This window comes from Nitrobacter vulgaris (genome assembly GCF_031453995.1).
Classification (GTDB): Bacteria; Pseudomonadota; Alphaproteobacteria; order Rhizobiales; family Xanthobacteraceae; genus Nitrobacter; species Nitrobacter vulgaris.
In genome coordinates, this window is record NZ_JAVDPZ010000006.1 from 162,629 (window position 1) to 184,602 (window position 21,974).

The 21,974-nt window shown below is 59.6% G+C and carries 21 protein-coding genes and 1 tRNA gene; 9 read left to right on the forward strand and 13 right to left on the reverse strand.

Annotated elements, in window-relative coordinates; genetic code table 11:
• The first annotated feature begins 73 nt into the window (after positions 1-73).
• The 3 genes from GGQ85_RS05845 (at position 74) to GGQ85_RS05855 (ending at position 2,115) form a co-directional block, all read left to right on the forward strand.
• Positions 74-355, forward strand: coding sequence for an RNA-binding S4 domain-containing protein (locus GGQ85_RS05845; protein WP_309773766.1), 282 nt, complete (start codon positions 74-76; stop codon positions 353-355).
• Between the two features lie 167 nt (positions 356-522).
• Complete coding sequence (gene fdxA / locus GGQ85_RS05850) at positions 523-861, forward strand: ferredoxin FdxA (protein ID WP_079445480.1); 339 nt, start codon at positions 523-525, stop codon at positions 859-861.
• Between the two features lie 402 nt (positions 862-1,263).
• Positions 1,264-2,115, forward strand: a complete 852-nt coding sequence (locus GGQ85_RS05855; RefSeq protein WP_079445481.1) for a CarD family transcriptional regulator — start codon at positions 1,264-1,266, stop codon at positions 2,113-2,115.
• Positions 2,116-2,385: 270 nt separating this feature from the next.
• On the opposite strand, the gene GGQ85_RS05860 is transcribed toward GGQ85_RS05855, so the two are convergent.
• The 4 genes from GGQ85_RS05860 to GGQ85_RS05875 form a co-directional block, all read right to left on the reverse strand.
• Positions 2,386-3,876, reverse strand: coding sequence for a M48 family metalloprotease (locus tag GGQ85_RS05860; protein WP_079445482.1), 1,491 nt, complete (start codon positions 3,874-3,876; stop codon positions 2,386-2,388).
• Positions 3,877-4,021: 145 nt separating this feature from the next.
• Positions 4,022-4,744 (reverse strand): thermonuclease family protein, encoded by a 723-nt coding sequence (locus tag GGQ85_RS05865; RefSeq protein WP_309773750.1) that lies wholly within the window; start codon positions 4,742-4,744, stop codon positions 4,022-4,024.
• A 98-nt stretch (positions 4,745-4,842) separates the two neighbouring features.
• Entirely contained in the window at positions 4,843-5,121 is a 279-nt protein-coding gene (locus GGQ85_RS05870) for a GlsB/YeaQ/YmgE family stress response membrane protein (RefSeq protein WP_079445484.1), read from the reverse strand.
• Between the two features lie 93 nt (positions 5,122-5,214).
• Positions 5,215-5,820, reverse strand: coding sequence for a YidB family protein (locus tag GGQ85_RS05875; RefSeq protein ID WP_079445541.1), 606 nt, complete (start codon positions 5,818-5,820; stop codon positions 5,215-5,217).
• Between the two features lie 371 nt (positions 5,821-6,191).
• Here GGQ85_RS05875 and GGQ85_RS05880 point away from each other — a divergent pair.
• A tRNA-Arg gene (locus GGQ85_RS05880) sits at positions 6,192-6,268 on the forward strand.
• A gap of 31 nt (positions 6,269-6,299) precedes the next feature.
• On the opposite strand, the gene GGQ85_RS05885 is transcribed toward GGQ85_RS05880, so the two are convergent.
• From GGQ85_RS05885 to GGQ85_RS05905, 5 genes are all read right to left on the reverse strand, one after another.
• A complete protein-coding gene (locus GGQ85_RS05885) occupies positions 6,300-6,488 on the reverse strand; it encodes a DUF1214 domain-containing protein (protein WP_309773751.1) in 189 nt (62 codons plus the stop codon).
• A 176-nt stretch (positions 6,489-6,664) separates the two neighbouring features.
• Positions 6,665-7,636, reverse strand: coding sequence for an HAD family hydrolase (locus tag GGQ85_RS05890; protein ID WP_309773767.1), 972 nt, complete (start codon positions 7,634-7,636; stop codon positions 6,665-6,667).
• Between the two features lie 142 nt (positions 7,637-7,778).
• Entirely contained in the window at positions 7,779-9,602 is a 1,824-nt protein-coding gene (locus GGQ85_RS05895) for an arylsulfatase (protein ID WP_079445510.1), read from the reverse strand.
• Between the two features lie 33 nt (positions 9,603-9,635).
• A complete protein-coding gene (locus tag GGQ85_RS05900; protein ID WP_309773752.1) occupies positions 9,636-10,613 on the reverse strand; it encodes a formylglycine-generating enzyme family protein in 978 nt (325 codons plus the stop codon).
• A 547-nt stretch (positions 10,614-11,160) separates the two neighbouring features.
• Complete coding sequence (locus GGQ85_RS05905; protein ID WP_309773753.1) at positions 11,161-12,000, reverse strand: SphA family protein; 840 nt, start codon at positions 11,998-12,000, stop codon at positions 11,161-11,163.
• A 670-nt stretch (positions 12,001-12,670) separates the two neighbouring features.
• Here GGQ85_RS05905 and GGQ85_RS05910 point away from each other — a divergent pair.
• The 3 genes from GGQ85_RS05910 to GGQ85_RS05920 all read left to right on the forward strand — a co-directional run bounded on the left by GGQ85_RS05910 (position 12,671) and on the right by GGQ85_RS05920 (position 16,803).
• Entirely contained in the window at positions 12,671-13,168 is a 498-nt protein-coding gene (locus tag GGQ85_RS05910; protein WP_309773754.1) for a sigma-70 family RNA polymerase sigma factor, read from the forward strand.
• Between the two features lie 103 nt (positions 13,169-13,271).
• A complete protein-coding gene (locus GGQ85_RS05915) occupies positions 13,272-14,234 on the forward strand; it encodes a FecR family protein (protein ID WP_309773755.1) in 963 nt (320 codons plus the stop codon).
• Between the two features lie 121 nt (positions 14,235-14,355).
• On the forward strand, positions 14,356-16,803 hold the full coding sequence (locus tag GGQ85_RS05920) for a TonB-dependent siderophore receptor (RefSeq protein WP_374708848.1): 2,448 nt from the start codon (positions 14,356-14,358) through the stop codon (positions 16,801-16,803).
• On the opposite strand, the gene GGQ85_RS05925 is transcribed toward GGQ85_RS05920, so the two are convergent.
• Complete coding sequence (locus GGQ85_RS05925; protein WP_309773758.1) at positions 16,775-16,975, reverse strand: hypothetical protein; 201 nt, start codon at positions 16,973-16,975, stop codon at positions 16,775-16,777. The two genes, GGQ85_RS05920 and GGQ85_RS05925, sit on opposite strands and share 29 nt — an antisense overlap.
• Positions 16,957-19,014 (reverse strand): hypothetical protein, encoded by a 2,058-nt coding sequence (locus GGQ85_RS05930; RefSeq protein WP_374708849.1) that lies wholly within the window; start codon positions 19,012-19,014, stop codon positions 16,957-16,959. The genes GGQ85_RS05925 and GGQ85_RS05930 overlap by 19 nt, the downstream gene beginning before the upstream one ends.
• 327 nt (positions 19,015-19,341) lie before the next feature.
• Between GGQ85_RS05930 and GGQ85_RS05935 the strand changes: the two genes are divergently transcribed.
• Positions 19,342-19,581 (forward strand): hypothetical protein, encoded by a 240-nt coding sequence (locus GGQ85_RS05935; protein WP_309773759.1) that lies wholly within the window; start codon positions 19,342-19,344, stop codon positions 19,579-19,581.
• On the opposite strand, the gene GGQ85_RS05940 is transcribed toward GGQ85_RS05935, so the two are convergent.
• Entirely contained in the window at positions 19,552-20,526 is a 975-nt protein-coding gene (locus GGQ85_RS05940; RefSeq protein WP_309773760.1) for an alpha/beta hydrolase family protein, read from the reverse strand. The two genes, GGQ85_RS05935 and GGQ85_RS05940, sit on opposite strands and share 30 nt — an antisense overlap.
• Before the next feature lie 167 nt (positions 20,527-20,693).
• On the opposite strand from GGQ85_RS05940, the gene GGQ85_RS05945 reads away from it, so the two are divergent.
• Positions 20,694-21,587: a LysR family transcriptional regulator gene (locus GGQ85_RS05945; protein ID WP_079445516.1), complete on the forward strand. Its 894-nt coding sequence runs from the start codon at positions 20,694-20,696 to the stop codon at positions 21,585-21,587.
• 170 nt (positions 21,588-21,757) lie between these two features.
• Here GGQ85_RS05945 and GGQ85_RS05950 read toward each other — a convergent pair.
• A partial coding sequence (locus GGQ85_RS05950) for a hypothetical protein (protein WP_309773761.1) occupies positions 21,758-21,974 on the reverse strand: 217 nt, incomplete at its 5' end.

Genomic DNA, 21,974 nt, shown 5'->3' on the forward strand with positions numbered 1-21,974 from the left:
AAAACCGGTATCCACTTTTACGGAACACGCGCTAGCGGCGTGGTTTCGCGATTGGAGTGACCCGTTGGGTGTGTTGGAGCGCCAGCGTCTCGATAGATGGTTGTGGCATGCGCGGATGGTCAAAGCCCGCACCCAAGCTGCTGCGCTGGTCGAGGCGGGCCATGTTCGTGTCAACGGCATACGGGAGAAATCCCCCGGTCACTCGCTCAAAATGTCTGACGTGCTCACGATCAGACTGGAGCGAGGCATCCGTATCCTTAAGGTCACGGGATTTGCCGAACGGCGAGGCGGTTCGACCGCAGCACGAACCCTTTATGATGACATGTCGGATGTTTCCGGCGGAGCTGATAGCTAGATTGTGATTCAGCTGCACCCGCGCGTGCGACCGTCGTCGTCCGTTTCGATCCGGTTCCTCAGTCGCGGTTCATGGATAACTTACGCCCGCTGAGCGGTTCCCCCGCTTGCGGCAGTGCTATTCCTGCGCTACCCCAGCCTGCAAAACTGAGCGTGCCGGAGCCTTGGATGACTTACGTCGTCAACGATGCCTGTATCAAATGCAAATATACCGATTGCGTTGAAGTCTGCCCTGTCGATTGCTTTTACGAAGGCGAGAACATGCTCGTCATTCATCCGGATGAGTGCATCGATTGCGGTGTTTGCGAACCGGAATGCCCCGCCGAGGCCATCAAGCCGGACAGTGAGCCGGGGCTCGAGAAGTGGCTTGAAGTCAATGCCGAATACGCCAAGAGCTGGCCAAACATCACGCAGAAAAAGGAGGCTCCGCCGGACGCCAAGGAATTTGAGGGCCAAAATGGCAAATTTGAGAAATATTTTTCTTCGAATCCCGGCGCGGGGGACTGAGTCTTTCCGGCCTGTTTCATGCGTCTGATTTTGGGCAGACGTTTACTGGCCACGATTTACCTTTTTGCGACCAGAAGCGCCGGAAGTCCCGCCAGAGTGCGGGCGGGCGAGCATAAATCATTGATTTTCGCGGAAAATGTGCTAAACTGAACGGGTTTTCGAATTCGACGGTGCTTTTACCTGCTTATGGGTCCGGAAGGGCTCTGGCGTGAACATCCAGGAAGGCGTGGGAATACCCGCGCGCAGGCTGTGTCACAGAAAACACGCAAAAAAACGAACTCGAGGGCCTCTACCCCTCACCGCGGTGCAGCAAAAGCTCGTACCCGGACTGCTGCCCCGATCACCCGAACGACGGCTGCCAAGGGCTCGGCCGGAAAATCCTCAAGAAATAAAAGAGGCGAAATGCCAAGCAAGACCGCCAGGATGTCCGCTAAGACCGCGACTTCTAAGACCGCTGCTTCGAAAGCTGCTGCTTCGAAAGCCGGTTCGAAGACGATTGCTTCGAAGACCGCGTCCGCCTCGAAGGTAGGTTCAAGGACCTCTGTCAAGCCGACTGTAAAGTCCGCTGCGAAAGCAACCATGGCCAATAAGCCTGCGGTCAATACGCCTGCAGTGAAGTCTGTTGCAAGGGCTGCCGCACACGTCGAGGAGCCGAAGAAGGTTCTGACCCAGCGCCAGGGGTTCAAGACCAACGAGTTTGTGGTCTATCCGGCGCATGGTGTCGGCCAGATTTTGGCGATCGAAGAACAGGAGATTGCCGGAGCCAAGCTCGAACTGTTCGTCATCAATTTCATCAAGGACAAGATGACACTGCGGGTGCCGACGGCGAAGATTGCCAATGTTGGCATGCGTAAGCTGTCCGAGCCTGGTCTGGTCAAGCGGGCGCTCGAAACCTTGAAGGGCCGCGCGCGCATCAAACGCACCATGTGGTCGCGACGGGCGCAGGAATATGAAGCGAAGATCAATTCCGGGGACATTGTTGCGATCGCCGAAGTGGTCCGCGACCTCTATCGGTCGGAATCTCAGCCCGAGCAGTCCTACAGCGAGCGTCAGCTCTACGAGGCTGCGCTTGATCGTCTGTCGCGCGAGATCGCGGTCGTTCAGCACGTCACGGAGACCGAAGCAGTCAAGGAGATCGAGGGGCAGTTGGCCAAGAGTCCCCGCCGCGGCGCCAAGGCGGAGATGGACGCCGAGGCCGACGGCGACATGGAAGCCGATGGTGATGATGCTGCGGTTGCCGACGAGGCTGCGTAACCGGGTTCTGGCGAACCAAGACAAACAAAAAGCCCGGCCGGGAGGCCGGGCTTTTTGCTGTGTGCTGTTCTGATTCCGTCAGGCGCGCATCCTTCGTTTGCTCTCAAGCACTCTTCCTCCACTTGCGCATGTGGATCGGCAATGTGCTTCCCGCTCGACCCGGCTTTGGCGGATTTCGGCCTGAAGTGAGAGGACGCTCTCGCAAGCGCGAGCGAAGCGTCAAGGGATTCTGTGCTAGTTTAAATCCGTCCTGATGCGCGGTGCTTCGCGTCACTCCACCACGATCTTGACCCGGCTGCGGACACTGACTTGGGCGCGCGGATCGAGGCCATTGACGACGCGAAAACGCTCGGCGGGATGATCGACGCCTGCCATGCGGTGTGACAGCGATTCCACGGTATCGCCCGGCTGTACGGTGATCACCTTGATTCGCAGCGGTCGTGCTGCCTGAATCTCGTCCAGCGACAGACGGCGGAAGGAGGCGACCGTTTCACGCGCGTTGCGTTCGCTTTCCGTTGTCTTGCGACGGGTGGCGAAAATGAAGCGATAGACGTCGCTGCCGAAGCGCAAGGCATAAATCCGGAACTGCCATTCCTCACCGCTGGCAACCGCTGATGCCGCGGGAAAGCCGTTGATAGTTAGCTCCTCGGTCGATGCCTTGTTGACGTTCTCCATCCACCCGGAGTTGAGATATTCGGTAAGCTTCTGTTCCGCGGGCACCCGGACCACGTCGAAACGCATGGCCTGACTGCCGCCCTCGCGAACGCCGATCACTGCCTGAGCCGTATTGTCGAGTACGAAACCTTCTGGCGCCTGAAACGTAAAGCCGAGCTTTGGATGCAGGAAACGCCGGCCACGAACGAACCCCTCACTCGGATCCTCGCCGTAGACAACGTTGTCGATCGCGTCGAGGTAAGTCTCGCGGTCTCGTTCGCCTTGCGCGGGAGCACTGTATTGCCGCGCATTGACCTGCGCGTTCTGAACGCGTTCTGGCGTTGCGGGATGCGACGACAGGAAGTCCTGCGAGCGCGGGTCCAGCGAGGGCTTGCCGGCCTTGAGCGCCGCATTGCGTTCCATTGCCGTGAGGAAGCGCGCTGCGCCATAGGGGTCAAAATGGGCCCGCGCGGAAATCCCGACGCCGATGCCGTCGGCCTCGAACTCCTGGGTGCGCGAAAAGCTTGCGAGCGTCAGCTTGGATTTGGCGAGCGCCAGCGCCGTCAGATCCGGGTCGGTTCCCATTTCGGTGACGACGTGGCTGACGAGAGCGGCCTGCCGCGCCTGGTCTTCGCGGATGGTGGCGTGCTTGGCCAGAACATGCGCCATCTCGTGCGACAGCACGGAGGACAATTCCGAGGTGTCGTTGGCGAGCGCCATCAGGCCGCGTGTCACGTAAAGCTGGCCGGTTGGCAGCGCGAAGGCGTTCACCGCGCCTGAATTGAGGATCGTGACCTTGTAGGTGAGGTCGGGCCGCTCGGACGCCGCCACAAGCCGCTCGACCGTTTTGTTGATCAGCGCTTCGAGTTTGGGATCGTCATACGCCCCGCCGTAAGAGGCGAGGATGCGCTCGTGCTCGCGGTCGGACGCTGGAGTATGGGTCGCGGCCCGCGCGGGCTTTATCGGTTTGACGGATGAGGGAGAGTCGGTCTGGAACCGGGTCATGTCGCCGCATCCACTGAGGGCAAGCGCCGCGCAGAGCAGCACGACAGGCGCAGCCAAAAGGCGGCTCACTCCTGTCCCGCGCCATACTGGGCTCGCCGTCATGGTCGCAACGTTCTCCCTCGGATTGAAGTTTCGATTTCAGCAGTCGCAATCTGTCAGCAGATCTGATGGCAAATGCTGACACTCGACCGCCGCATCTTGTATGTCCAGCGTAGGCCCGGTGGGCTTCGGCAGAACACCGAGCCCTCTAGTCGCCGGCCACTTCGATCTGCCCAACCCGGAGCACCTCAATCCGCGGTCCTCCGCGTCGTTCGACCCAGCCGCGGACCCGAACCCGCCGATGTTCGAAAGACGTCGGCACTACGCCTGCCGCCTCGAAGGATGGCAGTATGCGCCTTGAAATAGTCGCAGCAAAGTCTCGTGTCCAGCGTGGGCCGAAGTTGAGATATATAGTGCCGCCGGCCTGCCTGACAGACCGGACGTAGCCTTCCACGATGGTGAACTGCCCAATACGCGCCAAAATATCGCCCGGACGTTCAGCGTTTTTGACGATAGATGATTCTGCCCAGGTTCCACGCCGGGCCTGTCGCGCTGTCGTTTCCGCAGCCGTGAGTTCCGCCGCGCACGCCTTGTCGGTGACGTCGGCAGACACAAGCGCGTCGCCGCGTGCCAGAAGATCACTTTGGACCGAAATCGCGGACGGTCCAAGATATATGAAGGCGGTTTGCCGGCCATAGCGATCCGGATCGTCGTGCTCTCCGCGCAGGATCACGCGCCGACCGATCAGTCCTGCGAGTGCTGGCTGGCGATTGGCGGCCTCTCCCGCGATCACTTCGACGCCCGCGAGACGCACGTCACGGCCATCATCGAGACGCAGCGTCCGCGGGTCAATGACAGCGCTCACGACGCCGTCATTCTGAATGACCGGTTGGCAACCGTCGGCGAGTGTCTGAGCTGCGCTGAACAACATTCCACAGAGCACCACTCCGAGCAAAATATTGCACGTGCCGGGAGGCTTGGCCGTGACCTGATGACCGCACCTCAAGACGTTATCCGAGGACGAGGTTGCTATTTCGATCCGGGACCGGAAATCGCGCCGCGCGCGACCAACCTGTTCCAGATGAACAGCACCACAATCGCGCCGATGGTTGAGGTGATGAAGCCTGCGCCCTGATCAGGGCTGTAGTGACCGATCGACTGCCCGATGAAGGTGGCGAGGAACGCACCGCCAATGCCGAGCGCCGTGGTGAGGATGAATCCGCTCGGATTGTTCGGGCCGGGCGATAAGAACTTTGCGATAACGCCGGCGATGAAGCCGACCAGAATGATCCAGAGAATGCCGCTCATGATGAAAGTCCTTCCTCAAAATAATCGTGACGGTGAACTCTCCGCGAGATCGGTCAGCCCCCGGGGGCGACCACTCCCGCAGCGAGTGCAATCCTAAAGCAGTCGCGATAGCTCATTCTCCGTCGGCAGGCGCCCGTCGGGCGTCAGATGGTGGACGACCTCGGGCAGGTGCTGACTCAATCCGGCGAGCAGTTCGTCCCGCGACAGGCCGGTCTGTGCTGTCAGGGCGTTGATCTGGTCGGCGCCGAGCGCGTCGGCGAGGTCGCGCGGTGCGATCTGCTTGTTTGGTCCCGGGCTAACCCAGGAATTAGCTGTCTCACCATGGCCTTTGTTCTGAAGCTGCTTCAGCAGGTCGCCGAGGCCGCCGCTCAGAATGCTTCCGGCCGCACCGCCTGCCAGCAGGCCACCAAGCCCGCCCTTGAGCAGGTCACTAAGGCCGCCTCCGCTGCCGGGCAGACCAGCATTGACCGTGCCTCCGGGTGGGCCCGCATTGATCGTGCTTCTGGGCGTGGGAGCCGGCGGCGCGGACGGGTTGGCTCCAGAATGGCTTCCGGTGAGATGTTTCAGCGCCTTGTAGCCCAGCACAGCGAGGATCGCCATTGTCAGCGGCGACATGCCGCTGCTTTCGCTTTCCTTATTGGGCTCGCTTGGACCGCGCGGGCCGTTCTGCATTCCGTTGAGGACGTCGAGCAAACCCATGATCATCTCCTGTTGCGATCCAGCCCCGCGGCAAAAAAGATAAGGTTGCCATATGACAGTCACAAGGCATTTTTGGCGGGCGAAGAGGCTGCCGCTTCATTCAGCAAGCGAAACAAGAGTGGCTGGGAAGATGAATGGCGGATCCGGGGAAAAGCGCTCGACGAGCGTAACGGGTCGCCGTGTCCTTTTTAGGACGTCTGCTTTAGGACGCCTGCCTTGTGAAATGGCGAGCCGTACCGGTAGTGCATGTTGGCGAGACCTCCGGTCCGGTTGGAGTGGGCCGCGCGACGGCACCAGCTTTTGAATCGGCAAAACGATTCGGCTTGCCCGAGACGCTGATGTGCCGGATAAGTGGCAGGGTTCGGCGTACAGTCCCGGTAGCTCAGCTGGATAGAGCACAGGTTTCCTAAACCTGGGGTCAGGGGTTCGACTCCCTTCCGGGACGCCATTTCCGAAATTCTAGTTTGCAGCCTCGTCGCCTAACTGACTCGCTGAACCGCCGGTGGCGTCCAGGTGCCATCCACCAACGCCGCCTTCGGCCAGTATGCACGTACATAGAGGGTGAAATCGCCACCCTTAGGCGCCGGCAGCCAGTTGTCGCGCTGCGCGGCCGGCGGTGCGTCGGCCTGCACACCATCGGAGTTGTGTTCCAGCGCCTTGCCCACCACAGCGATATGTTTTGCATGAACAGTTCACCGGTTGGCCACCGTGCGCCCACGCAGTAGTGCGCGATGATTCCGAACGTCAGGAATACGCCAAGATGAAGAGGCCGAGGCCCCATTTGGCAAAGTGCGTGCCGATGATCATGACCTCATCTCCTGCAGCCCGCGACTTGCATTGCTGGCTACGGCTCGAATGCGAAAACCTTGTTCCAGTCCTGCTTCATATCGACGACAGTCCAGCCTTTGGCCTTCGCCTCCTCCCAAGCTTTGTCGAGTTGCCCGACCTTCGACGGGTGATCGTAGGCATATTCACGCGCCGCATCGGTGTGGTGCACGATCCCGGCAAAGCGCGCCCCGCTTCCCGCCATGGTCCATTGCAGCATCTGATGGTCGCCGTCCGAATTACCGAAGGCGTGAATCGGGCGCCGGCCGATCATCATGTTGATGCCGACGGGCTTGCCCGGCCCATCGTCGATGAACTGGACCTTGGCCGTCTTCAGCAACGACGGCCTGCCCGCGGTGTCTAACTGATATTTTGTGACGCCGGACGAGCCGATCACTTGCTCGGGCGGAATGCCGTAGGCCTTTTCCGCCCACACCCGCATGAACTCGACGCCACCACCCGACACGATAAAGGTCTTGAAGCCGTTGGTTCGCAGATAGGCCAGCAGTTCGACCATCGGCTGATAGACGAGCTCGTTATAGGGTCTGTTGAAGCGGGGATGTTGCGCGGTTGCGAGCCAGTCGGCGACCGACTTTGCGAATTCATCCGTTGTCATGCCGCTATGCGCTGCAGTCACCAGAGTCAGCAGGCCTTTCTCGCCTTGCTCGGCGAGCGCCTTCTTGTCACCGGAGAGGAACGCCTTGAACGGCTGCTGGCTTTTCCATTCCGGATGATGCGGCGCCATCGCCTTGACGCGGTCGAGCGCAAAGGCGGCTTGAAAATAGATCGGCTGCTCACACCATAGCGTGCCGTCATTGTCGAACACCGCGATACGCTCGGCCGGAGGCACGAAATCTGCGCCGCCTGGTGTCGTGATCCGCGCGACGAAGTCGGTGATTGATGTCCTGACTGCGCCGCTATTCCAGGACGGCAGCGGGTCATTCTGCGCGAGGGCGTTGGAATACGGAAGGATGACGCAACAGAACCCCATCAGCACGCCGAAGACGGCGCTCCGAACGACGGTCGCAAGGGACGCAACCATAGCAGTCCTCACACAGGTTTGAGAGTGAAGGGGTTGAATCAACCCGGCTCGCTCGTAGACGAGCCGGGTGACGCGCGGTGTGGCGACGCGCCTATTTGACCCCGCGTTGCTGAATTTGCTCGTCGATCATCCTGTTCAACCCGCCGCGAATGCGGTCGAGGTCGAGGTTCTTCTTGAACGACTCCCTGCGTTTGATGCCATCCATCTCGCTTTCCAGGATGTTCGCTGGATTGAAGCTCGGCGGGAATGAGCGCGGCGGAAAGTCCTTGAACGACGCCGCAAACTGAAAAACCTCATCCATGACGCCATACATGAAGCCGACATGATCGAGTTGCCAATCCCAGAAGGTGTTGGATGTGAAGTCTGCGCGTTCGAATGGGTCCTGAAACAGGTTGAAGATTTTTTGCAATCGAAGGGTCGTGAACGGTTCGGCCCACAGACCCATGGTGCCTTGCATACGCTGCTCAGAGAACACGCATTTGTAGTCACCCTGCCGATAGGCTACCAGCAAACCGTCGTCGTTCGAATAGAAGAACGCATTGCGAGCGCTCTTGGTGCCGTTGTTGTTCGCGGCACTGCCGCTCACGTTGCGCAGGAAGTTCGATTGATCGAACCCATCGAGGTGCACCTTGTAGTTGATGCCGTTCGCGGTGTAGCCCGCCTTGAGCTTGTTGACGATGTCCGGCTCGCCCGCAATGGCGCAGAAAGTCGGTATCCAGTCGTTGTGGCTCATCAGTTCATTCGAGACGGTGCCGGGTTTGATGGAGCCCGGCCAGCGCACGAGGCACGGCACGCGGAACGCACCTTCCCAGTTGGTATTTTTCTCCGACCGGAACCAGGTCATGGCGCCGTCCGGCCAAGTATTCATGTGGGGACCATTATCGCTTGAGTAGATGACGATGGTATCGTTCGCGATGCCCATATCATCCAGCGCTTTGAGCAGCGTGCCGACCGTGTCGTCGTGCTCCATCATGCCGTCGATGTACTCGCTGTCGCCGTGTGTGTAGCGGCCGCGGTGTGAGGCACGGACATGTGTTCGCAAGTGCATGCGGGTGCCGTTGAACCAGCAGAAGAACGGTTTCCCGGCTGCCTTTTGCCGTTTCATGTAGTCGATAGCCGCCGCCGATGTTTCATCGTCGATTGTTTCCATGCGCTTCTTGGTGAGCGGGCCGGTGTCTTCGATCGTCTGTTTGCCGATTTTTCCGAATCTCGGATCGACGGTAGGATCATCGTGGTCGGTCGCCTTGCACTTCAGGACGCCGCGCGGCCCAAATTTTGCGCGATAGGCCGGGTCTTTTGGATAGTCCGGCAATTCCGGCTCTTCCTCCGCATTGAGATGATAGAGGTTGCCGAAGAATTCGTCGAAGCCGTTCACGGTCGGTAGTGATTCATTGCGGTCACCGACATGGTTCTTGCCGAATTGGCCGGTCGCATAACCAAGATTTTTGAGCAGGCCACCAACCGAGGGGTCCAACTGGCTCATGCCCATCGGCGCGCCAGGGAAGCCAACCTTGCTGAGCCCGCTGCGCATGATGTGCTGGCCGGTGAGAAACGCCGAGCGACCCGCGGTGCAGGACTGCTCGCCGTAATAGTGCTGCATCTTGAGACCCTCGCGGGCAATGCGGTCGATGTTCGGGGTTTCGTACCCCATCAAACCGTTCGAGTAGGCGCTGATATTCGCGATGCCGACGTCGTCGCCCCAGATCACCAAGATATTTGGCTGCCGGCCGGGCGGAGACGTTGTTGTCGTGACCGGCGCAGCCTTTTGTCTCTGGGCCTCCGCGGGTGCCGCCATTGTCGCCAATGTCACCAGTGCCGACGAGCCCAGCAGAATATTCCGGCGACTGAGAGCGTGATTGTCGGCCTTGTTCGATGGAGCTACGGGTTTGTCTTGGTCGTTCGTACTGCTCGTCATTGCACTCTCCGTTCTTCACAAGGAAGTTGAAGGTCACTGCGCAGCGAGTTTCCTTGTCACACAGCGAAATCCGACATGGCTGGTCGACGTATCGACCGGCTCGGCGTGACGCGCGGCGGGGCGGTAGCGGCGGCAATAGTTCGGCGCGCAGAGGTGCGAGCCGCCTTTGAGGACTTTGCGAGGAATCTTGATGCTTGGCTGGCAGGGATCGTAACTCGCGTCCTCTCTGCCGCCGCGCGGGTTTTCGGGGATGCAGCACGCCTTGGGCGCATCGGCTTCATGCTTTGGGGTGTACCAGTCACTGGTCCACTCCCACACATTGCCGATCATGTCGTGCAGACCGTAACCATTCGGCGGAAATGCCGTTACCGGCGAAGTGCGTTCGTAGCCGTCTTCATTCAGGTTCTGCCGCGGGAATTCGCCCTGCCAGGTGTTGGCCATGTGGTGGCCGTTCGGCGTGAATTCATTTCCCCACGCAAATTCCATCCCCTCGAGTCCGCCGCGCGCGGCAAACTCCCATTCTGCCTCGGTCGGCAGTTCCTTGCCGGCCCAGGTTGCATAAGCCAGCGCGTCGGCATAAGCGACGTGGACCACCGGATGATGGTCCTGCACGTTGATGTTGCTCTTCGGTCCATAAGGATGCCGCCAGTCGGCACCCTTCATGAACGTCCACCACTGGCTCCAGTCGCGGAGATTGACTAAGCGCGCGGGCGGACAGAAAACAAGCGATCCCGCATAAATCATCTCCGGGCGAGCGCCTGGATAGTCTTTGGGATCCGGCGGCACCTCCGCAACGGTGACATGGCCGGTTGCTTTCACAAACTGTTTGAACTGCCGGTTCGTGACAGGTGTTTTGTCGATCCAGAACCCATCAACCGTCACGCGATGGCTGGGCGCTTCTTCGGGATAGTGACGGTCGGAGCCCATGCGGAACGTGCCGCCGGGAATCCAGACCATCTCATTCAATGACGCGCTGGCTCGCCCGGGTTTCTGAACATCGGCCTGCGCCATGGTGATGCCCCCGTTGCTCCAAGGCTATTGGGGGCAATAATCCCAGAAGCCCTGCCTGCGGGAGGAGTCCGTGTAGTACCAGCAGATTCCAGGCGAGGGCGCCGCGGATGCAGGCAAAAATTTCACTGGCGAAAAAGATGATAATGCAGCACGGACGGCTTTAAATCCACACAGCGACATTTGTCAGGCCCACCACTTCTCGTGTTTCAGGACCACCGAACGAACGGACGTGTCAGCCTTGTTGTCTTTAGTATTCGCTGAAAGAACTTCCGCGGTCGCTTGGCAATGATTTCAAGTCAAACAGTTGCAGCACAGTTTAACGTAATTCCTTAAGGATGTCATGGGTGGTTTTTGCAAACGTAGCGCGGTGCCGCACGCTCGTTAAAAATCGGCTTTCGTCCGCTTGGACAATGGGGAGAAATTTGATGCGAGTTGTTCACGCCGCTTCCTGGACGGCGGACAGGCAGAGTATTCGTTCCGACACTTGCAGGGTCATGACGTCAACGAGAGCGAAACAGTTTGGGCTGCGCAGATGACGATGGGGATGTCAGTATTTGGTTCTGATCGCGGTCGCGGAAGGCACTGAGGATGAGCCTACGTGGATCGGGAGCGATACGGTGAGGTATCCCGCCGTTCCCTCCATGCGGTTCTGCACATCGAATTCGCGGTACACCTTGAGACGCGTTGAAATTGGAAGTTTTCCAACCTCGAAATCGTATCCAATCGTGCCACCGAGTGCCGCCGCTCGGCCTTTAAAAGGACCAAGTACAGCACCCGTTCCGGTATCATCGGTGAGCTGCTGATAGTAGTAGCCGACGAGTCCGACGGAGATGTCCTTGTTGAGGGATTTCGACGCTGCCCATTCGAGATGGAATTCATTTCCAGTTTTGTAGTCGGTTGCTGTGTTGGGTTGATTGAAAGTGAATCCCGCGGCTGCGGAAAGGTCGACCCCCGTAGCTGGATCAAGCCACGTCAGCGCACCGGATACGTCCACCGCCGGCCGATTGAGGGAAGCGTTTGAAAGTTGACCGGTAACATAGCTTCCGGACGGGATAATGCCTGCAATGCCAAGCTGCCAATGGAGTTTGCCAGCGTGCCAGCCGACGAACGAGTTGACGAAAATGTCGCTCATGTTGAATTCGGCGTCGGTTACGTTTCGCCCGATGGGCCCGAACCGGGGAGAATTCACCAGCAGATTCGCATTGATGCGCGGTTCACCGAACGGCGTGGTGACTGAAACGGCAAGATCGCCGCCGAGAACCTTTGCTGGCGTCACCCAGACCAGCGTCGGAAGGTTGAGCCAACTTGGCGCGCTGATACCGGCTGTCAGCAGACCGCCAGTCGGGAGCGCACGGCCCGCGCCGATCTTGCCAGTATAGAAGTACATATCGTCCTGGAAATAGAGCCCTTCCGGTGGCGTGAACCGGCCATAGGACCCTTCCCACCCAGCAGATAGGCTCCGACTCCGCCTTCAGCGGCTAGGGCGGATCCACCAAACGATAACAACATCCCGCCGGCGACCAACGTCGCTTTCAAGCCGTAGTGCATCGCCAACCCCAATTAAGAGTGAGAACGATCCAACGATCACAATCGGAGATCAAACTTAGGCGAATCGCTCAAAGCGCAGCAATCGATTTTTCGGATGCACTGTTTTAGCGGGGCCACTTGGGTGTCGATAGAAGCTTGATGCAACATTCTAGTTCGAACTAGCTGTGAAATCGGAAGCAAGATTGTCGGGTGCCGTTCAGGCGGCGAATCCCTTCCGCGATTCAAGGGGCGGATCACCTTCCAGTGGGGCCAGTTCACAATTTAAGGATCAATCGCGAGCGGTTGGCTCGAGACAGTTTTTAGAATGGATATAAATCATTGCGGTTGCAGAAGAATTATGGACGCAATAACGATTGGAGGCCCATCGCGCGACGGTGACGTCGTTTCGGCATCCTAAACCTTGGCCTTGGCATCATGGTTCTTTTTGCTCTCGGTTCCGTGCATCTGCGGTTGCTGTCACCGGCTCAATCTGCGCGCCGACGATGCACAGGTTGGTCCGCGGGGTGCCTATGAGCTGGGATTTTCACAACCTGTTCGTCCGGCACGCTCGCGAAATCAACCGCTTCCTCCGTCGTCGCGGGCACAATGCCGAGACAGCCGCCGACATCACGCAGGATACTTTTCTACGGGTGCTGGCGTCGCCTCCTGCGGCAGTCTGCACCAAGCACAATCCTCGGGCCTATCTCTATCAGGTCTCGCGTAGTCTTAGCGTCAACCATCACCGTCGGGAGAGTTTGATCCAGACGACTGATCTCGACGAGGCTGCCGCCGTCGCCGATCCTGCGCCCACGGCGGAGGCCGTCGTTTATTCGCGCCAGTGCCTCACCCAGACACGGCGAGCGCTGGCGGAGCTTCCCGAGCGCACGCGCAAGGCCTTTGAGATGCATCGGCTGGGCGAGCACACGATCCAGGAAGTCGCGGATGAGTTGAACGTGTCGGCTTCGCGGGCCTGGGTTCTGATCCGGAACGCCTACCAGCATATCCTGACGCGAGTGGACGATTTCTGAGCCTTTAATTTGTCTGCTGTGTGAAATTCGACGCTGCTCGTTTGTATAAGTTATGGTAGGCGCGATGCTCGACCTGTGGTCGGCGCCTATCGAAGGGATATGAATGAGCCAACCCGGGCTAGATCAAAATCGGCTCACGGATGAAGCGATCGACCTCGTCATCCGCTTGCAGAATGACCCCGGCAATCCGGTTGCGACCGAGATGGTGCGGGTCTGGCGCACGCGCAGCGCCGAGCATGAGCGCATCTGGGCGCGGGTAGCCAAGGTCCACGGCGCCAGCGGCAAGGTTCTGACCCGGCGTCGCAGTGCGGAACGTCGCGAAAAACTGGGACTGACGCGCCGAAATTTCGTGATCGGCGGCCTCATCGGCGTTGGTGCCGTCGGCGCCAGCTATTCCATTCTTCCCCGTGCCTTGCTTCTCAGCCGGGCCGACCATGTCACTGCAAAGGGTGAAATCCGCAGCGTCAATCTTCCGGACGGAAGCGTCGCGACGCTCGGGCCGGATAGTGCCATTGCCTTGGACTTTACGGCCCGACTGCGCCGCGTTCAGCTTCTGGCTGGCATGTCGTTCTTCGATGTCGCATCCGAGTCGCAGCGCGCCTTTACCGTTCAGGCTGCCAAGCTGACGGCGACGGCGCTAGGTACGGCCTTCGATGTTGCCAACGATGCCGGCATGCTCTCGGTCTCGGTTGATCATGGCGTCGTCGAAGCGCAGGCGCCAGGCTCGACGATCGCGGCGGGCACGAAGCTCACGGCCGGGGAGTGGGTGACGATCGATAGCGCCACCCATGCCATCGAGCGCGGATCGCGCGAAGCGAGTCAGATCGCGTCATGGCGCGACAACCTTATCGTCGCCGAGAAGGAAGCAGTCTCGGCGCTGGTGGCGCGCATCGGCCGCTGGATTCCGGGACGGATTGTGATGGCCGATCCCTTTATCGGCTCTCAGCGGGTCAGCGGTATTTTTGATTTGAATAATCCTAAACGGGCACTCGAAGCCGTCGTGCATCCGGCTGGCGCTCATATCCGGCAGGTTTCATCGTTCCTGACGGTGATTTCCCCCATCTAAAAATAACTTCGTAGATACGTGAAAAAATCACGGCCCCGATTGTATCAGCTACAGGGGTTGGCGCGTCCGAGCGTTCAGGCAACCGCAGGCCCCTTCACGAGACGAATTTGGGGTGGGACTTATGGGTTACAAGGCTCGGACGTTTTCTGGCAGGACCAACAGAAGCAGGGTGTTGGCCGCAGCGCTGATGATGAGCACGGCGATCGTCGCCGGCGTCGGCGTGACAGATCGCGAAGCTTATGCCCAGAACGCGGCGCAGGCTTCGTTCAATGTGCCGGCTGGCCCGCTCAATCGCGCACTGACGGCATTTGGTCGACAGGCCGGCCTGCAAGTGACATATCTGACCAGCATTGGGACCGGAAAGACGTCGCCGGGCATCTCAGGTTCGGCCACGCCTGAACAAGCGCTCGCGCGCATTCTTCAGGGCACCGGCCTGAGCTACCGTTTCACCAACGCCACTACGGTTGCGATCTCGCAGCAGGCAGTGAGTGGCGGTGGCGGCGCGACGCCGGCTGGCGCGATCGCCCTTGACACCATCGATGTGCAGGGTGAGAGCGCCACGGGTCCGGTTCAAGGTTACGTCGCGAACCGAAGCGTCACGGCAACCAAAACCAACACGCCGCTGATTGAGGTGCCGCAGTCGATCTCGGTCATAGGCGCGGAGCAGATTCGCGATCAGAAGCTGGTTTCAAAATTCGATGATACGCTGCGCTATACGCCGGGTGTCGTTGCCGGGACCTTTGGGACGGATTTTCGCGACGACTGGTTCATGATCCGTGGTTTTGACGCCCAACAGGACTCACTTTTCCTCGACGGCATGAATCTCTTCTATTTTGCGTTCGCCGGCTTTAAACTGCAGCCATTCAATCTCGAGCGTGTCGAGGTGCTGCGCGGCCCATCGGCCTCTCTCTACGGCGGATCGGCGCCGGGCGGACTGGTCAACGCCGTGAGCAAGCTGCCTCCGGCGGAGCCCATTCGTTATATCGAGGCCGGCGTCAATAATTTCGGCAACGCCTATACGCAGTTCGACTTCGGCGGTCCTGTCGAGATGCAGCCGGGCAACGGCAAGTTGCTCTACAGAGTCGTCGGCCAGGTTCAGGGCGGCGGCACGCAAACGAACTTCGTCAATAATGACAATTATTTCATTGCGCCGTCCGTGACGTGGATGCCCGACATAGACACGCGACTGACGGTCTTCGCGATGGCGTCTCACAACCAGACCAGAGCACCGAATTTCTTGCCGTATGAAGGCACCGTGACCAATGCTCCGTTCGGCCGGATACCGACCAACCTTTTCACCGGTGACCCCTCGGCTGACCGTTATACGCGCACCCAACAAATGGTCAGTTACCAATTCGAAAAGCATCTCACGGACAATGCGACGTTCCGCCAGAACGCGCGCGCTGCGCATGTCGAGGTGAATTACACGGGAATGTTTGGCCAAGGCTGGGCCACCACTCCGGCCGACGCTAACATTATGCGGGGTAACTTCCTTGCGGCCTCGAAAGCGACTCAGCTCAATATGGACAATCAGTTCGAGTATCGCTTCTCCACGGGCCCGTTCCAGCATACCACGCTGATGGGTCTCAACCTCAGGCATTATGCGATCGACGACAAGCAGGGTATCGGAACCGGCACGGATCTGAATGTTCTCAATCCGGTCTATGGCGTTAACACACCCTACGACGGCCCGCTTTACCAGGACACTTATCTGACCCAGGGGCAGGTCGGCCTCTACCTTCAGGACCAGATCAAGTGGGAGCGTTTCACGCTGATCCTGTCGGGCCGCAACGATTGGGTAAATCTGATCAACAACGACCGGATTTATACGCCCGTGAGCCGACAGGACAGCAAATTTACCGGCCGCGCCGGGCTGATCTACAACTTTGACAATGGTCTCGCGCCCTATGCGTCATACTCAACGAGCTATAATCCGATCATTGGCCTGAATTCCGCCGGTGGATTGCTGTTACCCGAAACCGCGGAGCAGACCGAAGTCGGCGTGAAGTATCAGCCCGTGGGTCTCAACGCGCGGTTCGGCGTCGCTTTGTTCGACTTGAAGCGCAAGAACGCCCTGACCACCGACCCCAATAACGTATTGTTCCAGACCCAGAATGGCGAGGTGACGTCGCGCGGCCTTGAGCTGGAGGCCCTTGCCAATATTACCCGCGACTTCAAGGTGGTCGCGAGCTACACCAACTACGAGTTATTCGTCAGTAAGGACCTTGATCAGACTTTGATCGGTAAGGTGCCCACGTCGAGGCCGCGCCAGGTGGCTTCGTTGTGGACGGATTACACGATCCGCGAAGGCTCGCTGGACGGGCTGGGTTTCGGCGGCGGCGTGCGCTATGTCGGCTCGTCTTTTGCGGATAATATGAATACTCTTTCCGTACCGGCGGTGGTCCTCGGCGATCTGGCGGTTCACTACGAATGGGCGAACCAGTGGCGCGCGGCGGTCAACGTCGTCAACATCGCCGACACCCAGTATGTCGCGAGCTGCGGCTTTGTTACGTCATGCTTCTACGGCGACCGGCGGCGCATCACGGGAAGTCTCTCCTATAAGTGGTGATGGTGACGGCTTCAAAATCAATCAATGCCTGCAAAGCAAACCTCCGCTGGCTTAATGCTGTGTCTGCATGCGCGGTGATCGGCAGGGTGAGAGATCGCTCATAGCTGATATCATTGTGGTGGCGATCCGGAAGACCGCCACCGCCATCGCGATCTAGGTCTTCGTCGGCCAACGCCGCTCGTGGAACCAGGTGCGGTACTCCGACGACATCTTCGCGCGTTGCGCCTGCGGCGCGTGCCGCTTGCACGTGGATGCCTCCTCGCTGCCTTCGGACGCGCCCCACCTTACCTCGACGCAGTCGTTCGGGTTATAGGCCATCTCGAAGTGCGTTGCCCGGTCGATGACCTCCTTGAGCGAAAGCGTCCATTGCGAGCCATCGCTGCGCATGTAGGATATTTTTCGCGAGGCAAGCTCGGACGCCAGCACCCCTTGCAATTCGCTTTTGAGGTCCGCGATGCTCTTGCCGCTCGGCATCGCATAGCGCGGCGCTCGCCGAATGACGCGATCGGGAAATCCCCGCACGACATCGATCGCGATCAACAAACGGAAATCGCGCGCCGGAGTGGAATAATCTTCCCACGCTCCCGACGTCCCGAAGATCGAGGCGCCGCTGGGCATAGCCACCTCTCCGGCGTGTTTTTGCTGATATTGTCGTCCGTTTTCGACCGAGGTCACACGCGTCTTCACCTGTTCGTTCAGACTTGCGATGGCGTCTGTCATCGCTTTCACGGGATCGAGCGGCTCCGGCGACATCACGTCATCCATGCGATCGTAAAAATCCTCGGCACTCATCTTTGTTTGATCGAGCGAAAAATCTGCGTACTCGGGATTGTTGGTGATTTCGGCGTTGACCAGCCGCCGCAACGAGCCGCCTTTGTTGCGCACGATCGGCCGAAAGTGCTTGAAGCCCGGGCTGCCCAGCGCAGGATCATGCACGAACAGGAAATTGCCGCGCCAGAAACGCTTTCGCGTGATCGAGCCGTCGGGTTCAGCATCGACGGCGAGGAAGACGCCCGGCTTGCCGTTCATCTCCGGCACGCGATGCACGAGCATCAGCACGTGGCCGTAGGGGTCGGCATACATCGTGCCCGGGCGAAGCGCTTCTTGGGTCAGTGAGACAGTATAGAAATCGGTGTTGTCGTCACTCGCGCCGACGCGCGCGGCGCCCGTATGCACGACGTCGCCAACGTCCCGCAGGTATTCGCTGAACGTCGTCGGCCGTTTTGGCCGCACCTTCGGCGGAGCCGCAGGCGTTCCGGTCGACTGCGGCCGGGCAAACCCGGGCAGAAGGATGGGCGGTGGCTCGGGCGGCGGGGCATTGGTGATCGCAGCCGACGCAATTTCCTGTTCCGGAGGCGGCGGCGGACGCGTGACCTCGGGATGCTCCATGTCGAACCACTGGTAGCACTTGGGCGCCTTGCCATTGGCGCCTCGTGAGCAATTGGAGTAGCCGAACGGTAGCCCTATCTTGTAGGCAAAATAGGCGCGCAGAAAGTAAACGAAATCTGCGCAGTCGGGACGAAGGCCCGTCCGCACATTATCTTCACCGCGGCCTAGATAATTGAACAGGAAATTGCGGGATCGGTCGTGCAGGATTTCATGCCAAACTTTCCAAGACAGATCCTGATCGGGGGGCGCGTCAAATAGCTTTTCGATCCATGCAGAGAACAAGGATTCCGTCTCGCGATCCCAACTGTTACGCACCTTCCAAAAGGCGCCGGATGGAACAGGCAGAGGGTCTGGTTTGCGCGCGCTTACGGAGATGTCGCGTGTGATCGTACTGCAGTCCGCCGTTGGGTGGTCGAGCGTCAGGGTGGCGTGCCACGTACCGGCGGCCGGGGCGGCGACCTCGGCAAACCAGAAGTACGGCGCACCGCCGCGCCGCTCAGACGAGTTGGCCGCGACGCTTCCGTCGGGCGCAACCAGCGAAATCTTACCCTGGAGCGGCTTTTCGGTGACGATCATGACGCGCAGCGGCGTCCCCTTCCAAGGTGCAAACGGCGAGGGCAAGATCGAGAACCCGGTCGCCTGCTCGCACGTGCCTGGGGCCGCTTCGGCCGGCGGGTCTGTCGTCGCGAAAATGAACGCTGCTGCCGCGGCAGCGGTGAATCGGGTGGCGAGACGAATCTTGCCAACCTTGTTAGAAGAACCGGGAACTGCACTCGGTCCCGCCGATCTCGGCTGCGAATAGCGACGTTCAGGGCTCGTCATACTAAGCCTCCATATTCCATCGCTGTCCCTCAGTGAGGCCAGCTGCCATACCCAGCCGCTGAAGCTCTCAGGCGGACGGTCCGCGCGCCAACAGCTGAGAACCAGATTGTCAGGCAAAACACCGTAGATGTGGCGAAAATCGGCGCGACGCGCGACTTTCTCAAAGGTTGTCGCCGCACGGTCACGCAGAGGTCAGTGTTGAATGCAGGCTGATTCGGGTCAGAAACAGAGAATCTGGAATATAGCAATAAAACCCGTTAGTTATACGAAACTGGCGGGCCGTGCGGAATAGCGATGAGAATTATGTCTACGCGATAGGCCTCCAAAATGACACCTGAAGGCGATGAACTCTACATGCGCTCATGGGAATGCCCGGGCCGCGCGCTGTCCGCGATGCCTGTGGCATTCGATGAACTCTACATGCGCTCATGGGAATGCCCGGGCCGCGCGCTGTCCGCGATGCCTGTGGCATGGAATGGCCGCAGCGGCTGTCTTGGCATTCGCCACCGTCGTCGCTGCGGCACCCGTATGAAGGGATTAGCCCATGTATTTGTCGAGGAAGGATAGTACCTTTTGGGGGTGGCGGCCGAACCAGTTGTAGCCGTCTTCGAACCGCTTGGTCGTGCCCTCGATCCAGTGGAGTTCCTTGTCGGCGCTGCCCAAGGCGTCGAATGTGCTCTGCGCGTCGGTCGGGTTGTTGATCACCGCGTCGTCTCGCAACTGCCACATCAGGACAGGAAGCTTGACGCTAGGAGCCCATAGTTTGCCCGACATGTCAGCGGCAGCAAAGCCGCTCAGCTTCAGAATCTCCAGGTCGATCAATTCCTGGTACTGCGCGATGCCCTGGTAGCCCGAGAGCTTGGAGAAGACCGAGGTCATGTTGGGTACCAGCGGGCTGAGCAGGCATCTGACGTTCGCGAACAGCTCCGGGTGTTTGGTGATCGCCGCATACTGCGAAACGCCGCCCAAGCACTGGCTGAACAGTGCGACATCCATCTTGCCCAAGCGCGGATGCGCATCGACGAATTTCTTCACGCCGACGCAGTCGCGCCATTCCCATTGGCCGACGCCGCAGACGCCGCCGTTGGCTGCCCCGCTTTGCCCGTGGTTGCGGAAGTCGTAAGTCAGCACATTGTAACCGGCATCGGTCAGGTGCTTGTACTGGATGACGAAGTCGATCTCGACCGGCTCGATGAAGTTGCTCCACGGCTCGCCCAGGTGGCCGGGATAGCCGGCGCGGCACATGGGAAGGGCGTGGTTGAAGATGACGAGCTTGTTGCTCTCGCCGCCCTTGGCCGGGATGTACCAGGCTTCGAGCGGCGTGCCGTCGTCCGACGGGATCGACAGATCGTGCCAGCCTTGCATGCCGTATTCGTCGGGGTTCTTGAAGATGAAGCTGCGCGGCATCTTGACCATGCCGGCCAGCGCTTTGACCTTGGCGTGATCCTCCTTGGAGATGGTTTTTTCCTGCTCCAGGGCTTTCTGCATTCTTTCCTTCGATATTCCGGTCATATCAAAATTCCTTTGCTTGGCTGAAGATGAGGACGGTGAGCTTCCTGACGTAGGTTCCGGCCGTCTGCTCCTTCACTTGCCGCCCTTGCCCATGCCCACAATCTAGGTCAGAAGGATTTGATCGATTAGGCGTGTAATTTAGCTTGAGCCTATCATTGAGGTGATAAATGCGGCGGGACGAGATCGCCGATCTGGCGGCTTTCGTCGTGGTTGCCGAGGAGCGCAGCTTCACCAGGGCCGCGATCCGGCTCGGCATGGCGCAATCGGCGCTCAGCCAGATTGTGCGGCGCACGGAGGAGCGTTTAGGCTTACGGCTGCTCTCGCGCACGACGCGAAGCGTCGCCCCCACGGATGCCGGAGAGCGGCTGATCGCAACGCTCGGTCCCATGCTGCACGATCTGGATGCGGCAATCGCCTCGCTGGGTGAGCTTCGTGACCGGCCGTCCGGCACGATCCGCCTTACCACGGTGGAGCATGCGGCCAAGACCATCATCGTGCCGGCGATGAAGCGGCTGCTTGCGGACAACCCGGACATAAGGGTGGAGATGACCATCGATTACGGCCTCGCCGATGTGGTGGCCGATCGTTTCGACGCAGGTGTCCGCCTGGGCGGAGAAGTCGCCAAGAACATGATCGCGATGCGGATTGGGCCTGATACGCCGATGGCGGTCGTCGGCTCGCCGGACTATTTTCGCAGACATGCTGTTCCCAATTCACCCGCGCAACTGATCGATCATCGCGCGATCAACTTGCGGCTGCCTACATCCGGGACGCTGAACAAATGGCGGCTGGCGCGCGGCGGCCGCGAGACGCGGGTGAGGGTCGACGGGCCGCTCGTCTTCAATACCATCGACCTGATCCTTGATGCCGCGCTCGACGGTCACGGCCTCGCCTACCTGCCGCTCGACCAGGTCCGGCATCATCTGGATGGGGGCCGGCTGATGCGCGTGCTGGGCAAATTCACGCCCGACCTGCCGGGCTACCATCTCTATTATCCGCACCGCCAACACGCCTCGTCTGCCTTCACCCTTTTTGTGGAGACGCTAAGATTTCGGGCGTGAATGCTTTGAACGGACAACCTCCATAGACGCGACATCAGTGCGGCAATTGGCGGGGATTGGCGTGCCCAGCGCTATACCGGAGTGGTGGGCAAAATGGCGGAGAGGGAGACCGCCTCACAATTAATTAGGATGATCCAGGGCTCTCTTAATCATCTAGAAATCACAACATCTTACGCTATTACTTGTCCAGAGGACTCCATCGCGTTACGACCTAATCCGGCATCAAAATTGGGGCCGAGATTAGGGCCGAGGACGCTGGAATGGGAAGACCGCTGCACAAGCTCAGCGCGCGTGTGCGTGGCGGTGACAAAGTAGGCCACGGAGCGCCGGCGTGATGTCGGTGCGGGCGGAGTAAAAACCGTCCAGTGGCTAGGTTGATCCCTTTGG

Coding starts and splice junctions, on each gene's coding strand:
- GGQ85_RS05945 (WP_079445516.1), top strand. CDS start 20,694: ATGCGGCGGGACGAGATCGCCGATCTGGCGGCTTTCGTCGTGGTTGCC.
- GGQ85_RS05930 (WP_374708849.1), bottom strand. CDS start 19,014: ATGACGAGCCCTGAACGTCGCTATTCGCAGCCGAGATCGGCGGGACCG.
- GGQ85_RS05890 (WP_309773767.1), bottom strand. CDS start 7,636: ATGGGGTTCTGTTGCGTCATCCTTCCGTATTCCAACGCCCTCGCGCAG.
- GGQ85_RS05915 (WP_309773755.1), top strand. CDS start 13,272: ATGAGCCAACCCGGGCTAGATCAAAATCGGCTCACGGATGAAGCGATC.
- fdxA (WP_079445480.1), top strand. CDS start 523: ATGACTTACGTCGTCAACGATGCCTGTATCAAATGCAAATATACCGAT.
- GGQ85_RS05895 (WP_079445510.1), bottom strand. CDS start 9,602: ATGACGAGCAGTACGAACGACCAAGACAAACCCGTAGCTCCATCGAAC.
- GGQ85_RS05920 (WP_374708848.1), top strand. CDS start 14,356: ATGGGTTACAAGGCTCGGACGTTTTCTGGCAGGACCAACAGAAGCAGG.
- GGQ85_RS05870 (WP_079445484.1), bottom strand. CDS start 5,121: ATGAGCGGCATTCTCTGGATCATTCTGGTCGGCTTCATCGCCGGCGTT.
- GGQ85_RS05905 (WP_309773753.1), bottom strand. CDS start 12,000: ATGTACTTCTATACTGGCAAGATCGGCGCGGGCCGTGCGCTCCCGACT.
- GGQ85_RS05910 (WP_309773754.1), top strand. CDS start 12,671: ATGAGCTGGGATTTTCACAACCTGTTCGTCCGGCACGCTCGCGAAATC.
- GGQ85_RS05900 (WP_309773752.1), bottom strand. CDS start 10,613: ATGGCGCAGGCCGATGTTCAGAAACCCGGGCGAGCCAGCGCGTCATTG.
- GGQ85_RS05935 (WP_309773759.1), top strand. CDS start 19,342: ATGACACCTGAAGGCGATGAACTCTACATGCGCTCATGGGAATGCCCG.
- GGQ85_RS05855 (WP_079445481.1), top strand. CDS start 1,264: ATGCCAAGCAAGACCGCCAGGATGTCCGCTAAGACCGCGACTTCTAAG.
- GGQ85_RS05865 (WP_309773750.1), bottom strand. CDS start 4,744: ATGTTGTTCAGCGCAGCTCAGACACTCGCCGACGGTTGCCAACCGGTC.
- GGQ85_RS05860 (WP_079445482.1), bottom strand. CDS start 3,876: ATGACGGCGAGCCCAGTATGGCGCGGGACAGGAGTGAGCCGCCTTTTG.
- GGQ85_RS05940 (WP_309773760.1), bottom strand. CDS start 20,526: ATGACCGGAATATCGAAGGAAAGAATGCAGAAAGCCCTGGAGCAGGAA.
- GGQ85_RS05875 (WP_079445541.1), bottom strand. CDS start 5,820: ATGGGTTTGCTCGACGTCCTCAACGGAATGCAGAACGGCCCGCGCGGT.